This is a genomic window from Paraburkholderia sp. J7 (genome assembly GCF_905220155.1).
Lineage (GTDB): Bacteria > Pseudomonadota > Gammaproteobacteria > Burkholderiales > Burkholderiaceae > Paraburkholderia.
In genome coordinates, this window is sequence record NZ_CAJMYZ010000009.1 from 101,244 (window position 1) to 114,803 (window position 13,560).

The window sequence follows — 13,560 nt, forward strand, 5'->3', positions numbered from 1 at the left end:
GAAAGCCGCGTGTGCCGCGAGCGTCATGCGGGTCTTTCAACCACCGGAACCGGTTCGCCCGGCGCCTTTTCGCGCTTGACGGCGTACATCGCGAGATCGGCGCGGCGCAGAACCAGATCGACGTCCAGCTCGTTCGCCGCGACCGTCGTGAAGCCGACGCTCGCCCCAACGCTCACCAGGAGCCCAGGCGCCAGTTCGAAGGGCCGCTCGATCGCTGCGGTCACGCGGCTCGCCCTTTCGCGCGGCGCCCGGTCCGCCTGAGGATCGACGATCACGAATTCGTCGCCGCCCATACGGGCCACCCATGCGCCCGCGCTGGCCAGCATGCGCAGGCGGCTCGCGACCTGCACGAGCAGCATGTCGCCGGCCTTGTGGCCATGCGCGTCGTTGACCAGCTTGAAGCCGTCGAGATCGACGAAGAACACCGTCATGCCCGCCTTGAGGGGCGTCGCGCTCGCCGGCCCCGCCGCGCTGAAGAGGCCGTCGCGGTTCAGCAGCCCCGTGAGGGCATCGTGGCGCGCGCGATGGCTGTTTTCCCGTTCGGCCTTCATCGTCGAGATGAGCATGGCGTTCAGGTGCCGCGCGGCGGCGCTCATGGCGAACAGATAGAAGGGAATTTGCAGGAGCGAGAGCAGGAGCACCGGCTCGCCGCCCAGCAACGCGCCGATGCAGCACGGGCCGAGCGAAAGGCAGATCATGACCGCCACGAGCCGCGGCGCCGCGAAATTGCGGAAGCAGATCCCGCCCACCATGGCGGCGGCGGAAAGGAAGGCGAGCGTGGCGGATACCCAGTCCCGGCTCATGGCGCTGACGAGCGCGCCGTAGCCCACGGTCGCGCCCCACAACGGCGCGAGGAGAATATAGATGTCGGTGGGCGTGCTCTTGCCCTCCCTCGCGCGGCGGCGCGAAAGGGTAAGAATGGCGAGCCGCACCATACAGACGACGATTTCGGCGATGAGCCAGAACTTGAACGGAAGCGTTCCATGGCGGCGCGCCAGGAGCCACGCCACGGCCACGGTATTGGACACGCCGCCGAAGAAGATCGGCAGGGTTCCGAACAAGGTGCCGACAAGGGCGACACGGATTTCGTGCGGCGTGTCCTGTCCGGGCTCGGTCAACCAACGGGCCAGCTTGCCACGCGGCAAAGAGTAGATTTCGTTGCGGGAGCTCACATGCGTCACCGTCGGTCGTACCGCGCGCCAGACGTTTTCGCCCCTCGCGCCCTGTCAAGTCCGCGTCGTACGGCCGTGCGAAAGCAACGGGCGCCGCCGCCCAAGTGCGATAACGGCAGGCTGTAAGGAAAACTTTAGGAATGCGGTGGGTGAGGGGCTTTGGTTGAGCTAGCAACCAATGGGGGAAATTGACGTGCACATCATACGATTTACATCAGACCAGGCACGATGCGTTGAAGCAACGCGCTGCCAGAATTTTAGGGTCGGACTAGACCGTTCGCAAGGGCGCCCGGTCCAGCACATAGCGCGCAAAAAGACGCCGCCACCATGGCAAGACCCAATCCCCGGCTTCCTCCGGTAATCAGCACCGTTTGACTCTGCATCGTCTCCATCGCGCCCTCCTGTTCTCGCCGAAGCCGGTGCACACTGCGACCGGCATGCTAAAGACGGATGGGCGAACGAAAACGGATCGGCCCACTCGAAAAAAAGTTATCGACTGCGCGCAACGATGCCGCTAACGGGCGACGGTGACGGTCATCTCGGATTCGTACGTGATCTTCACGTGGCTATGATGCTTGAGGGTCTGCATCACCTCGACGAGATCGGGGCGGCTCACCCGAATGGAGCGCGCAGTGCCCGACTTGTCCACGATGGTCAGGAGGTTGAGCTTGCGGTCGACGGCTGTGACTTGCGCCACGCCGCTGAAGACGCGGAGCACCTGGAAGTTTTCGTTGTCGGCGCCGGAGGAGTGCTGCGTAATTTTTGCCGTGTGGGTCAGGCGCGTGATCGCCACGCCGTTGGCGGGCGTCAAACCGGTGACATACGGCTCCAGATAGTGGGTTGTAAGCTTGTCGCCGACCTTGACGACATCGAGCACGTCCGGATGCTCTTTCACACTGAAGCTCAGGTCGTCGCGCCCAGGCACGGTCACGACGATCAGTGCATTCTTCCGATCGATCAGACTGATCGTGCCGCTTTCCGTGTCGACCGATGCCCCGGCTGGCATGGCTTCAGAAGCGGCCGAGGCGTCTGTATCGGCGGCCAGGCAGATGGGTGCCGAGGCGGCATAAACGCCAATGGCCGCGACGCAGAGCGCAAGGCTGCGCGCGAACGACATGCACGTATTCGATCGATAGAGCATGGTAGTCCCCTTGAAACGATCAGGTGCCACGCTTGTTGCGCCGGTCCGGGACCATGGCGTGTGCTCTCGGAGCCTAACACTGCAGCACGCCCCGGGCATCGGACTTTAGTCTTATAGGGTCGATGCGATCGATACGGTCAATACCGTCAATCCGGTCGATACGGCCTAGCGCGCGAAGGCCGCCGCGCAGCGTGCCTGAGCCTGCCCCGGCACCGGCGAGCGAAACGAGAACAAGCCGCCTGCCTGCGGTTGCTTTTCGCGCTCGGCGGCCGTGAGCCCCTTCCACGCAGTCGTGGCGTACACGGTGCGCAGATCGTCCCCGCCGAACGCGAGCTTCGTGATGTTCGCGCAAGGAAACGCCACCTGCTCGACCCGTTCGCCTTCGGGAGAATAGCGGTCGATGCGCCAGCCGCCGAATAGCGCGACCCACACGTAGCCCTCGGCGTCCACGGCCATGCCGTCCGGGTGGCCGTCGCCGGAAATCGCGGTGAATACACGCTTGCGCGACAGCGTGCCGTCAACGGCCACATCGAACGCATAGACGACGCGGCGCATCGTGTCGTTGTGATAGAGCGTGCGGCCGTCCGGACTCATGGCCGGGCCATTGGTGATCACATAGCCGCTGTCCTGTGCGCTCATCGTGCCGCCTTCGTCCACGCGGTACAGCGTGCCGGTCGGCGATTCTTCGGCGTCGTCCATCGAGCCGAACCACAAACGTCCTTGCGCGTCGGCGAAACCGTCGTTCAGACGATTGCCCGGCAAATGCGGCTCGACGTCCACCAGCTTGTCGAATTCCCCGCTCACCGCATCGAAGCGATACAGGCCGTCGGGCATGCCGCACACGAAAACCCGGTCCCCGAGCGGCGCGAGAAAGCCGACCTGGTCGGGCGCGTACCACGTCGTGCGCACCCCGGTCGTGACCACGAGGCGATGAATCTGGCGGCCCTTGATATCGACGAAATAGATCGCGTCTTCCGCGGCCTGCCACAGCGGCCCTTCGGCAAGCTCCGCGCCGATGGGCCATACGCACACAGGAACCGGCATCGTCATTCTCCGTACCATCCACAGTCGACAAAGTAATCGCGGCCCGAGCAGCGCGAGGCGTCGTCGGAAGCGAGGAACAACGCCATGCGCGCGACATGCTCGGGCTCGATGCGCAGGGGCAGACACTGCCCCGCCACCACCTTCGCCTCGCTCTCCGGCGTTTGCCACAGGTTCATCTGGCGCGGCGTTTTCACGGCGCCCGGGATGATGCAGTTCACGCGAATGCCCGCGCTGCCCAGATCGCGCGCAAGACCGCGCGTGAGACCCTCGATGCCGGCCTTCGCGGTCAGGTAAATCGGCAGGTTCGGCAATGCCACATGCCACGACACTGACCCGAAGTTCAGGATCACGCCGCGCCCCGCCGCGCGCATGCCCCGCGCGGCGGCCTGCGCGCAGAAGAACTGGTGGCGCAGGTTCACGGCGATACGCTCGTCCCAGTACTGCCCCGTGAGTTCGCCGATATCGTGGCGGTCGTCGTTTCCCGCATTGTTCACGAGCACGTCGATCGGGCCCGCTGCTTCGACAATCGAAGCGAACACGCTTTCGATCGCGTCGACGCTGCGCAGATCACAACGCTTGAACAGCGGCGGATGCTTCGCATGACGAAGCGTTTCCTGCAGGGCCAGCGAATCCTGTTCGGCCACGTCGAGGAAGAACACGCGAGCGCCCTGCTGCGCAAACGCCTCGACAACCGCAGCGCCAATACCGCTGCCGCCGCCGGTGATAACGACGGTTTTTTCCGCCAGGCTCGGATAGATTGCGTACGACATCAGATATTCCAGTTTTGACTTGTAGAACCCCAAACAGGGCGGCGAGCCATAAATAGCTCGCCACCCTGACCTGCTGCGTGTCCTGCCCTTACGATACGACTTCGACTGCGCTCAACATGCGCCAGTCGCGCGGGAGTGTTCGCGCCGCGTTGCCCGCAACCGTGACCGTGCCGCGCAGATGAATGTCGCGGCTCGAACTGCCCACCATCAAATCGAAAGCGCCCGGCTCGACAATACGCTCGCCGCGTGCGTCGGTGAAATTGAGCATGTCGACGGGCAGCGTCACGCGTACGCGCGCCGAGGCGCCCGCCGCGAGCGGCACGCGCGCAAACGCCTTCAGCTCGCGCACCGGCCGGGCCACCGACGCGTGCTGATCGCGCACGTAGATCTGCACGATCTCCGTGCCTTCGCGCTCGCCGATGTTTTCAACCGTGAAGCTCAGTTCGACCGTGCCGTCTTCAAGCGCGACTTCGCTCTGCGCCACCGCGAGATCGCTGTAGCGGAACGGCGCGTAACCCAGGCCGAAACCGAACGGATAACGGCTTCCGAAGTGGTAGGCGATCGGCGTGCCCGCGCTCTTGAGGCGATGGTTGTACACATACGGCACGGCGCCTGCGCTCTTCGGCACCGAGAGCGGCATGCGGCCGCTGAAATTGGCGCGGCCCACCAGCAGATCGGCCAGCGCCTCGGCACCGCGCTCGCCGGGTGCGAACGCCATGATCTGCGCGGCGATGCGATCTTCGAGACCACCGAGGTTGTACGGACGGCCACCCGTCATCACGACGACGGTTGGCGTGCCGCTCTCGACCACGGCCGTGAGCAATTGCAGCTGCACGCCCGGCAGTTCGAGGCTGTCCGTGTCGGACCCTTCGCCCACCGTGCCGGACTGGAACAACCCCGCCAGATCGCCGACGAATACGATGGCCACGCCCGCCGCGCGCGCGGCTTCGACGGCGCCTGCAATGCCATCGGTCTCCTGGCTGATCAATTCGTCGCGGTTGGCGCTGCCGCTCAGGTCGAGCGACACATCGCCCGGGAAAACCGGCGCGCCCGCGCGGCGCTCCTTGATGATGTCGCAGCCCTTGGCATGCAGCACGCGCGCCTCGCCGAGCAGCGCGCGCAATGCGCCGAGCGGCGTGGCAATCGAAGCAACCGACTGCTCGCCCGAGTTGATGAGGTGCACCGGGAAGCTATAGCCCGCGAGCAGCGCGAGCGGGTCGTCGGCAGTCGGGCCGATCACGGCGATTTTCTGGGCGCCATCGGCATGCAACGGCAGCACGCCGCCTTCGTTGCGCAACAGGACCGCCGATTCGAGCGCGACCTGGTAGGCCGTATCGCCCGCCGCCGCGCCCTTCACATCCACGCGCTCGGGGTCCACGTACGGGTTCTCGAACAGGCCAAGCTGGAATTTCGTGCGCAGCACGCGCGAAACCGCGGTGTCGATCGTCGCTTCCGTGATCTCGCCGCGCTCGAGCGCTTCCTTCAAATGGACAGCGCACTCGTGCCCAGGCAGTTCGACGTCGAGCCCTGAATTGAACGCGAGCGCCGCCGCCGATGCGCTGTCGTGCGCCACGGCATGGTGGCTGTAGAGCAGATCCACAGCAGCGTAGTCGGCAACGACGAGGCCTTCGAAGCCCCACTTTTCGCGCAGCGTATCGTGCAGCAGCGTGCGGTCGCCATGACAGGGCACGCCGTCGATATCGTGGTACGCCGGCATGATCGAGCCCGCGTGCGCCAGCTTGACCGCCATTTCGAACGGCAGCAGGAACACATCGTTCAGCTCGCGCGGGCCGACGTGCACGGGCGCGTGATTGCGCGCGCCTTCGCTCGCCGAGTGACCGACGAAGTGCTTGAGCGTGGCGAGCACATCGCGCCGCTCGCCTTGCAGACCGTTCACGTAGTGACACGCGAGCACGCCGACCAGATACGGATCTTCGCCGAGCGTTTCCTCGGTGCGGCCCCAGCGCGGATCGCGCGAGACGTCCAGCACGGGCGCGAGCCCCTGGTGGCAGCCGATCGAGCGCGCCTGCTCGCCGATAATGAGCCCCACTTCGCCCACGAGGCTCGGGTTCCACGTCGCCGCGTAGTTCAGCGGCGAGGGAAACAACGTAGCGTCCTTGATCATCAGGCCCACGAGGCATTCCTCGTGCGACATGACGGGAATGCCCAGGCGCGTGTCTTCGACCATCTTGCGCTGCAGCTCGTTGAGCGCGCGCACGCCTTCTTTCGGATCGACCGTGTGCGTGCCGAGCGGGCGCGTGATCTGGCCAAGACCATGCGCCAGAATCTGGTCCACAGTGAGGCTATTCGCGCTTTGCGCGAAATCGATCGAGCGCGCCTTGTGGTCGCCGTCGGCGGACAGCTTCAGCCACGCGGCGTGAAGCTGGGCGATTTTTTCGTCGAGCGTCATGCGCGCGAGCAGATCGGCCACGCGTTGCTCGGTCGGCGCATCGGCGCGGCGATAAACCGCAACCTCAGTGGTGTGTTCAAGCGACATCGATTGACTCCCTTGTATTGCACCAGACGGCTTTTTTCCTCACCGTCTGCTTAGTTGTGCTTTTGAAATTGGCGTTGCGCAGCCGCGCGGCAAAAGCCGCGCTCCGCTCAGATCAGACGTCGCAGCGCCATGTCGTGATCGTCGAAAACGTGGCAAGCCTCGGGGGGCAGCGCCAGGTTGACCGCTTCATCGTGCGTCAACGGGCTGTCACCGGGCACCTTGGCGATCAGCGTCACCGCAGCCGGGCCCGTTTGCGTCGCGTGGATATAGCTGTGCTCGCCCATGTGCTCAACCAGCTTCACACGGCTCGCCAATGTTTGTTCATTGCGCGGATCAACAGCCACGCGCAAGTGTTCCGGGCGCACGCCGAGCGTCACCTTCATGCCGGCGCGCGCCCGCGAGCCGTCCACGCGCGCACGAACGCGCTCGCCGCTTTCCAGGTCGATGACCACGCCGCCATCGTCGCCGCCCACCACGGTGCCGGCGAAGAAGTTCATCTTCGGCGAGCCGATGAAGCCCGCGACAAAGCGGCTCTTCGGATGGTGATACAGATCGAGCGGCGCGCCCACCTGTGCAACGCTGCCGTTGCGCTCCATATGCGTACCCGCCTGCATGAGCACGATACGATCGGCCAGCGCCATCGCTTCGACCTGGTCGTGCGTCACGTACACGGCGCTCGCTTCGCTGAACTCGCGGTGCAGACGCGCGATTTCGGTACGCGTTTGCACGCGCAGCGCGGCGTCGAGGTTCGACAGCGGTTCGTCGAACAGGAACACGCCCGGCTCGCGCACAATGGCACGCCCGATCGCCACGCGCTGGCGCTGGCCGCCGGATAGCGCTGCCGGGCGGCGTTCGAGATAGGTATCGAGTTGCAGCGCCGCTGCGGCGCTGCGCACCTTCTTGTCGATCACGGCCTTGTCGATTTTCGCCTGACGCAGACCGAATGCCATGTTCTCGTACACGCTCATATGGGGATAGAGCGCGTAGTTCTGGAATACCATCGCGACCTTGCGCTTCGCGGGTTCGACCTCGTTCATCCGTTGACCGTCGATACGCAACTCGCCGTCGGTGATCGATTCGAGCCCGGCGATCATGCGCAGCAGCGTGGACTTGCCGCAGCCCGACGGGCCGAGGAACACGCAGAACTCGTTCTTGCCGACCTCGAGGTTGGCGTCGCGAATCACCGCGTTGCCGCTCGCGTAGGCCTTCTGTACGTTATTGAGGGAAATGCTTGCCATATCGTTTTATGCGAAGTTCGGTGTGCGATGCAAATCAGCCCTTGAGCGAGCCGGCCATCATCCCCTTGATCACGCGCTCCTGACCGAATGCGTAGGCAACGATCAGCGGCAACGACGTGAGCACGAGAACAGACAGCATCGAGGGAATGTTCGAAGCGTATTGCCCCATGAAGTCCCAGATTGCGAGCGGCAGCGTGCGGTGCTCGGCCGTCGACGTGAGCATGTACGCGAAGATGAACTCGTTCCAGAGACCAATGCCGTTGAAGATCGCCACAGTGGCGAGCCCCGGCCCCGAAAGCGGGAAGAAAATACGCCAGAAAATGCGGAACGGGCTGCAGCCGTCGAGTTGCGCGGCCTCTTCCAGCTCGCGCGGTATCTGGCGCATGAACTCGGTCAGGATGAAGATCGACACCGGCAGACTGAGGGCCACATACGGACCGAGCAGCGCGAACGGCGTGTCGTAGAGACCGAGGTTACGCGTGAGCAGATAGATCGGCACGAGCGTGGCATGCAGCGGCACGATCATGCCCGCGACCACGAGACCGAAGAGCATCTTGTTCAGCTTGAAGCGCATGCGCGCGAACACATAGGCGGCCATTGCGCTGATGATGACGATCAGCGCCACCGAAACGCCCACCGTGAACACGCTGTTGCGGAAATACGTGAAGAACGGCCCCTGCAGCACTGCCGCGTAGTTGCCGAAATACACGTGACCCGGCGGCGCCCACACGTTCGTCGAAAAGGTCTCTTCCTGGCTCTTGAAGCTCGACACGACCATGAAGATGAACGGGATCGTCGTGACACCCAGCCAGATCAGCGCGAGCAGTGGAATTCCCACGCGCGGGAAGCGGAATTTCTTGTTCATGGTTCAGACCTCGGTTGCGTAACGACGGGTGAAGTACATCGACACCGCCGCCACCGCGATAACGATCAGGAACATCGCCGAGCCGATGGTGCTGCCGTAGCCGAGCTGGAACGAACTGAACACCGTGCGATACATGTAAGTGGCCATCACCTCGGACGAGCCTTCGGGGCCGCCGCCGGTCATGACGAAGACGAGATCGAAGTAACGCAGCGAGCCGAGCACGGAGAGAATCACCGCCGTGCGCACCGTGCCTTGCAGGTGCGGCAGCTTGATGCGCCAGAAAATGGTCCACTCGGAAGCGCCGTCGAGCAGCGCGGCTTCGTTGACTTCGGCCGGCATCGACGAGAGGCCGGCCAAGAACAGGATCATGTAGAACGGCGCGTTCTGCCAGATGATCACGGCGATCGTCGCACCCAGCGAGAAATGCGGGTCGCCCAGCCAGTCTTTCGCGAGACCATCCAGACCGAAGGCCTGCAGCGCGACGTTCAGCGGACCGAAATTCGGATCGTAGATCTGCTTGAACAGCACGCCGATCGCCACGCTCGACATGAGCAGCGGCAGGAAATAGAGCACCTTGAGCACGCGCGAGCCACGGCCGGCTTTTTCCAGCAGCACGGCGAGCGCGAGCGCCACAGGAAGCTGGATCACGATCGAGGCGGCCGCGAGAATCACGTTGTTCTTGAGCGATTGCCAGAACACCGTGTCGTGGGCAAGCCGCACCCAGTTCGCGAGCCCGGTATAGCGGGCGGTATTGCCAAGGCCATTCCAGTCGAGCAGCGACAGCCGCAGGCTGGAAACGAGCGGATAAAGCAGGAACACAGCCAGCAGCAGCAGCGACGGCGCGAGAAACACGACCGTGACGAGCGTTTGCGACGACAGCTTCAGCCGGCGTTCAGGTGTAGCGGAAAGTGCGATATTCACGAGCTTGTCTGCCAGCCGGCGCCTCGCGGAGCCAGCCGGACTTTTCTTGAGTGTTAGGGCCTGTTCACATTGATAACCGGCCCTAAAGATCAGCCGCCCTTCTTCGAAGCGGCTTCCATTTGCTGCGCAGCCGCCTCAGGCGTGACCGACAGACCGAACAGCGCCTGCGTCGTGTCCTTGTGCAGCTCGCCCAGCGCAGGCGGCAGTGCCTGGTCGTACCAGAGCTGCACGCTCGGCGCGGCGGCCAGCAGCTGCTGCAAACGCTGCGTGAACGGATCGTCGATCTTGACGTTGTTGACCGGCGGGAGCTTGTGGTCATCCGAGGCGCGTGCCTGCATTGCCTGGTCGTCGGTCAGCGCCTGGATCAGCTTGAAGGCGGCGTCCGGCGTCTTGCACTCGGCCGAGATGCTCAGGAAGCCGTCGCCCACCGTGCCGATCAGGTCGCGCGGATCGCCCTTGCCGCCCGGCACGCTCGGGAACGGGAAGAAGTCGAGATCCTTCGAGAACGCCGGATTCTCGTTCGCGATCGTCGAAGCTTCCCAGGCGCCCATCAGTTCCATCGCAGCCTTGCCCGTATACAGCAGACGGCGCGAAGCACCCGAGTCATAGTCGAGACCGTTGATGCCCGGCGCGAACGCGCCGGCCTTCACGAGCTCCTGAATACGCTTGCCGGCTTCGACGAACGCCGGATCTTCGAAGCCCTTGCCCTTGCCCGCAATCGCGTCGCTCACGACTTGCGGACCGCCGATACGGTCGACGAGGTACATGTAGTACATCGAGCCGGTCCACTTGTTCTTGTTCGCAAGCGAGAACGCGGCCACGTTGTGCTGCTTCAGCACATCGACGACGTGCATCAGCTCATCCCACGTCTTCGGCGGCGTGATGCCGTACTTCTTGAACACTTCCTTGTTGTAGAAGATCACGGCGGCCGCCGCGTTTTCGGCTGCCACACCGTAGGTCTTGCCGCCGAACGTCGTGACGTTCCACGACGACTGCATGAAGCGGCTGCGGAACGCCGGGTCCTTGTTCAGGTACGGCGTGAGATCGACGATCTGGCCGGACTTCACATACTCCTGCAGGCCGCCGCCACCCCAGTTCTCGAACACGCACGGCGGCTGGTTCGCGCCGAATGCGACCTTCAGCTTCGTCTTGTAGGCCTCGTTCAGGACGTGCGAATTTTCGACCTTGTAGCCCGGGTCCGACTTTTCGAAGCGGTCCGACGCGTCACGAATGATCTTGCTCGACGACGCATTGGTCTGCTGATCCCATACCGTGATGGTTTTGGAATCCGCCGCAACGGCGTTCGAAACGACTGCAGACAACGAGAACAGCAGTGCCGTGGCGCCGGCTACCGCCCGCGCCTTGGAGAAACCTGGGTACGCCATGTTTGTGTCCCCTCTTATGGAATTTTGAGAGCTACCTGTGTTACCTGAGGATTTAACGTTAGCCTTAACGTTAGTGGATGTTAAGCCGAGACCTGAACTACGGCTATGCGGGATTTTCCTGGTGAGCCCCCGCCCTGAGCTTGCGCCCCGCGCAAGGTTTGCGTACACGTGGACATTTGAAAAACTGCGCATCTGATAGAATAGCCAGCACATAAACGGTATCGCTAACGTGACCAGCGCCTAACCCGCGGAGTAACCAGCGAGTCACGAGCGAGTCTTCGCAGACATGACCTCTCGTAAGCCCACACCACGCATGGCAAGGCAAACTCCCACGCTTGAGCACGTCGCCAAGCTCGCCGGGGTGTCGCAGATGACCGCGTCGCGCGCGCTCAACGGACGCCCGGGCGTGTCGCGCGAAACGCGCGACGAAGTGCTGAGAATCGCTTCCGATATCGGCTATGTCGTGAACCGTACCGCGCAGAAACTCTCCGGCGGGCGCAACGGCATCATCGGCATCATCACACCCACGCTCGACACGCAGTTCTCGAGCGAACTGGTGCTCGGCGCGGGCCGCGCGGCACGCGGCGCGGGCATGGAAATGCTCGTGTACACCGTGTTCGACGAAGACCGCCATACGCATCACGACCTGCTTGGGTTGATTCAACAATTCTCGGACGGCATTCTCGCCATCCTGCCGCGCGAGTCGCTCTGTCTCGAAGCGCTCGCCACGGCCAAAGTGCCAGTGGTGGTGGTCGATCAGCGCGGCACGCTCACGGGCTTTCCTTCGGTATCCGTCGACAACTACGGCGGCGCCTGTCTCGCGGTCGAACATCTCGCGGAACTCGGTCACAAGCGCATTGCCTTCCTCGCCGGCGACGAAACCATCGAAGGGGTGCGCGACCGTCAACGCGGCTATCGCGACACGCTCGCCAAGCTCGGCTTGCCGCGCGAAGACGCGCTGGTTGCCGCAGGCGATCTCTCGCAAATGATGGCGTTCGACGTCACCTTCGACCTGCTCAATCTTTCCGATCCGCCCACCGCGATCTTCACGGCCAACGACCAGAGCGCGTTCGGCGTGATCGCCGCGGTCAGGGAAGCGGGCCTGCGCGTGCCCGACGACATTTCCGTGATCGGCTTCGACGACATTCCCATGTCCGAGCAGTTTCATCCCGCACTCACTACGATTCGCCAGCCGTTCCAGCAAATGGCGCGCTCGGCGGTCAATACGCTGCTCGCGCAGATCGCCGGCATCGACGCCGCTTCGCAGCGCATCACGCTGCCCGCGGAGCTGGTGGTGCGCGACTCGACCGGCCCGGCCAGGACGCGGCACCGCCGCTCGCGTCACCAGATCGTTTCGACGTAAGTCGACGCACGCACCTTCGCATCGGAGGTCACGAGCGCGCCGCCATGCGTGCGCGCGGTCGCGACGATCAGCCTCTGATGCGAAGTCAGCGCGGGCGGCAGCGTCGCCGCGCGGAACGCAATTTCGGAATCGACCGGAATCAGGCGCACGCCATCCAGCTTCAGAAACGTGGAGAGCCAACTCCGGGCGTCCATCGTGAGCCCAAGGCTGCCGGCCTTCACGAACTCCGCAATTTCGAGCGCGCTGATTGCCGAGATGAGAATCTCGCCGCCAGCGAGTTCACGGTCGATCGCATCGTGCGCGGCCTGGCTCAACGCTTTCTGCCTGCCGAGCCAGCACACGAGCGCAAGCGTGTCGAGCGTGATCATTACTCTTCCTGCTCGGCGGGAACCGGTGCAAGCGCATGCTTGAGGTTGAAATGCGTGATCGACGCACGCAGCAGTTCGAGCGGATTCTCCGTCTTGCTGCGATAGGGCCGGATTTCAATGGTAGGTTGTCCCCGGTCCGTCACGACGACGGTTTCGCCCAGCGTTTCGACCTGGCGGAACAGCTCGCAGGCCCGGGACTTGAAAATGGCTTTCGATACTCGCTTTTCCATGACGTTCTCCACCCATCAAAATTCAATCGGATTGTTATTGCATCGGGTTGTTGCGTGCGCAATCGACTACCTGCGCTTCGTTCCCCAATGGCTCTTTATCGGCCTTGCACTTCAGTTGACTGCCTGAACTACGCCCTGGCGCCGGCGCACCCCGCACGCACGAACTGCGGGTTTTTACCGGTAACATCTTTTGCACGAATACACCCCGGCGGCCCTTGCGCTTTCATATAATCGATATGTCTGTGAGTACCCGTCAGGCAGCCCGAGTTGTGATCGAGCGACCCGCGAGGCAAGACAACACGGTGTGTTGCTTGCCGGCGGCCAGGTGCGAATGGCGGTGTACGCCTCGCCTGGCCGTACGGACGCTGCCGCAGGGAAGCGGAGCGTTGGGGGAGAGGATTGCCCTTGTTGCAGACCGTCGATTAAGCAGAAACATAATAACGTTACCCTTAACGTTAATTGATGTTAAATCCACCGTTCTGGCACCGCCATGCGTGGTTTACCTGGGCTCGGTGAAATACGGCAGCGTGCGCGTAAACCCCGCCAGATCCCGGCCCAGCAAGGGA

The 13,560-nt window shown here is 63.5% G+C and carries 12 protein-coding genes; 1 reads left to right on the plus strand and 11 read right to left on the minus strand.

What is annotated here, in order from left to right; genetic code table 11:
- Positions 1 to 23: 23 nt before the first annotated feature.
- The 9 genes from U5A58_RS16470 to U5A58_RS16510 form a co-directional block, all read right to left on the minus strand.
- Positions 24 to 1,172, minus strand: a complete 1,149-nt coding sequence (locus U5A58_RS16470) for a GGDEF domain-containing protein (RefSeq protein WP_321962234.1) — start codon at positions 1,170 to 1,172, stop codon at positions 24 to 26.
- Positions 1,173 to 1,686: 514 nt separating this feature from the next.
- Positions 1,687 to 2,313 carry a hypothetical protein gene (locus U5A58_RS16475; protein ID WP_321962235.1) on the minus strand — a complete coding sequence of 209 codons (627 nt, stop codon included), beginning with the start codon at positions 2,311 to 2,313 and terminating at the stop codon, positions 1,687 to 1,689.
- Between the two features lie 165 nt (positions 2,314 to 2,478).
- Positions 2,479 to 3,363 (minus strand): SMP-30/gluconolactonase/LRE family protein, encoded by an 885-nt coding sequence (locus tag U5A58_RS16480; protein ID WP_321962236.1) that lies wholly within the window; start codon positions 3,361 to 3,363, stop codon positions 2,479 to 2,481.
- Positions 3,360 to 4,127, minus strand: coding sequence for an SDR family oxidoreductase (locus U5A58_RS16485; RefSeq protein WP_321962237.1), 768 nt, complete (start codon positions 4,125 to 4,127; stop codon positions 3,360 to 3,362). The genes U5A58_RS16480 and U5A58_RS16485 overlap by 4 nt, the downstream gene beginning before the upstream one ends.
- Positions 4,128 to 4,215: 88 nt before the next feature.
- A complete protein-coding gene (locus tag U5A58_RS16490) occupies positions 4,216 to 6,624 on the minus strand; it encodes a glycoside hydrolase family 3 N-terminal domain-containing protein (RefSeq protein ID WP_321962238.1) in 2,409 nt (802 codons plus the stop codon).
- 107 nt (positions 6,625 to 6,731) lie between these two features.
- Positions 6,732 to 7,862, minus strand: a complete 1,131-nt coding sequence (locus tag U5A58_RS16495) for a sn-glycerol-3-phosphate ABC transporter ATP-binding protein UgpC (RefSeq protein WP_321911271.1) — start codon at positions 7,860 to 7,862, stop codon at positions 6,732 to 6,734.
- A gap of 34 nt (positions 7,863 to 7,896) precedes the next feature.
- Positions 7,897 to 8,727, minus strand: a complete 831-nt coding sequence (locus U5A58_RS16500) for a carbohydrate ABC transporter permease (protein WP_321962239.1) — start codon at positions 8,725 to 8,727, stop codon at positions 7,897 to 7,899.
- Between the two features lie 3 nt (positions 8,728 to 8,730).
- Entirely contained in the window at positions 8,731 to 9,648 is a 918-nt protein-coding gene (locus tag U5A58_RS16505; RefSeq protein ID WP_321911275.1) for a sugar ABC transporter permease, read from the minus strand.
- An 89-nt stretch (positions 9,649 to 9,737) separates the two neighbouring features.
- The gene (locus U5A58_RS16510) at positions 9,738 to 11,033 is read right to left on the minus strand and encodes an extracellular solute-binding protein (RefSeq protein ID WP_321911276.1); all 1,296 of its coding nucleotides are present in this window, start codon (positions 11,031 to 11,033) and stop codon (positions 9,738 to 9,740) included.
- Between the two features lie 313 nt (positions 11,034 to 11,346).
- On the opposite strand from U5A58_RS16510, the gene U5A58_RS16515 reads away from it, so the two are divergent.
- On the plus strand, positions 11,347 to 12,396 hold the full coding sequence (locus U5A58_RS16515; RefSeq protein WP_321911278.1) for a LacI family DNA-binding transcriptional regulator: 1,050 nt from the start codon (positions 11,347 to 11,349) through the stop codon (positions 12,394 to 12,396).
- Here U5A58_RS16515 and U5A58_RS16520 read toward each other — a convergent pair.
- Together U5A58_RS16520 and U5A58_RS16525 are read right to left on the minus strand one after the other, a co-directional pair.
- Complete coding sequence (locus U5A58_RS16520) at positions 12,375 to 12,764, minus strand: type II toxin-antitoxin system VapC family toxin (RefSeq protein ID WP_042267575.1); 390 nt, start codon at positions 12,762 to 12,764, stop codon at positions 12,375 to 12,377. The genes U5A58_RS16515 and U5A58_RS16520 overlap by 22 nt on opposite strands.
- The gene (locus U5A58_RS16525; RefSeq protein WP_069262207.1) at positions 12,764 to 12,994 is read right to left on the minus strand and encodes a type II toxin-antitoxin system Phd/YefM family antitoxin; all 231 of its coding nucleotides are present in this window, start codon (positions 12,992 to 12,994) and stop codon (positions 12,764 to 12,766) included. The genes U5A58_RS16520 and U5A58_RS16525 overlap by 1 nt, the downstream gene beginning before the upstream one ends.
- Positions 12,995 to 13,560 lie beyond the last annotated feature (566 nt).

Bases quoted from the DNA above. Each gene is read 5' to 3' on its own strand.
- U5A58_RS16480 (WP_321962236.1), bottom strand. From the start codon at position 3,363: ATGACGATGCCGGTTCCTGTGTGCGTATGGCCCATCGGCGCGGAGCTT.
- U5A58_RS16500 (WP_321962239.1), bottom strand. From the start codon at position 8,727: ATGAACAAGAAATTCCGCTTCCCGCGCGTGGGAATTCCACTGCTCGCG.
- U5A58_RS16515 (WP_321911278.1), top strand. From the start codon at position 11,347: ATGGCAAGGCAAACTCCCACGCTTGAGCACGTCGCCAAGCTCGCCGGG.
- U5A58_RS16490 (WP_321962238.1), bottom strand. From the start codon at position 6,624: ATGTCGCTTGAACACACCACTGAGGTTGCGGTTTATCGCCGCGCCGAT.
- U5A58_RS16475 (WP_321962235.1), bottom strand. From the start codon at position 2,313: ATGCTCTATCGATCGAATACGTGCATGTCGTTCGCGCGCAGCCTTGCG.
- U5A58_RS16520 (WP_042267575.1), bottom strand. From the start codon at position 12,764: ATGATCACGCTCGACACGCTTGCGCTCGTGTGCTGGCTCGGCAGGCAG.
- U5A58_RS16510 (WP_321911276.1), bottom strand. From the start codon at position 11,033: ATGGCGTACCCAGGTTTCTCCAAGGCGCGGGCGGTAGCCGGCGCCACG.
- U5A58_RS16525 (WP_069262207.1), bottom strand. From the start codon at position 12,994: ATGGAAAAGCGAGTATCGAAAGCCATTTTCAAGTCCCGGGCCTGCGAG.
- U5A58_RS16495 (WP_321911271.1), bottom strand. From the start codon at position 7,862: ATGGCAAGCATTTCCCTCAATAACGTACAGAAGGCCTACGCGAGCGGC.
- U5A58_RS16485 (WP_321962237.1), bottom strand. From the start codon at position 4,127: ATGTCGTACGCAATCTATCCGAGCCTGGCGGAAAAAACCGTCGTTATC.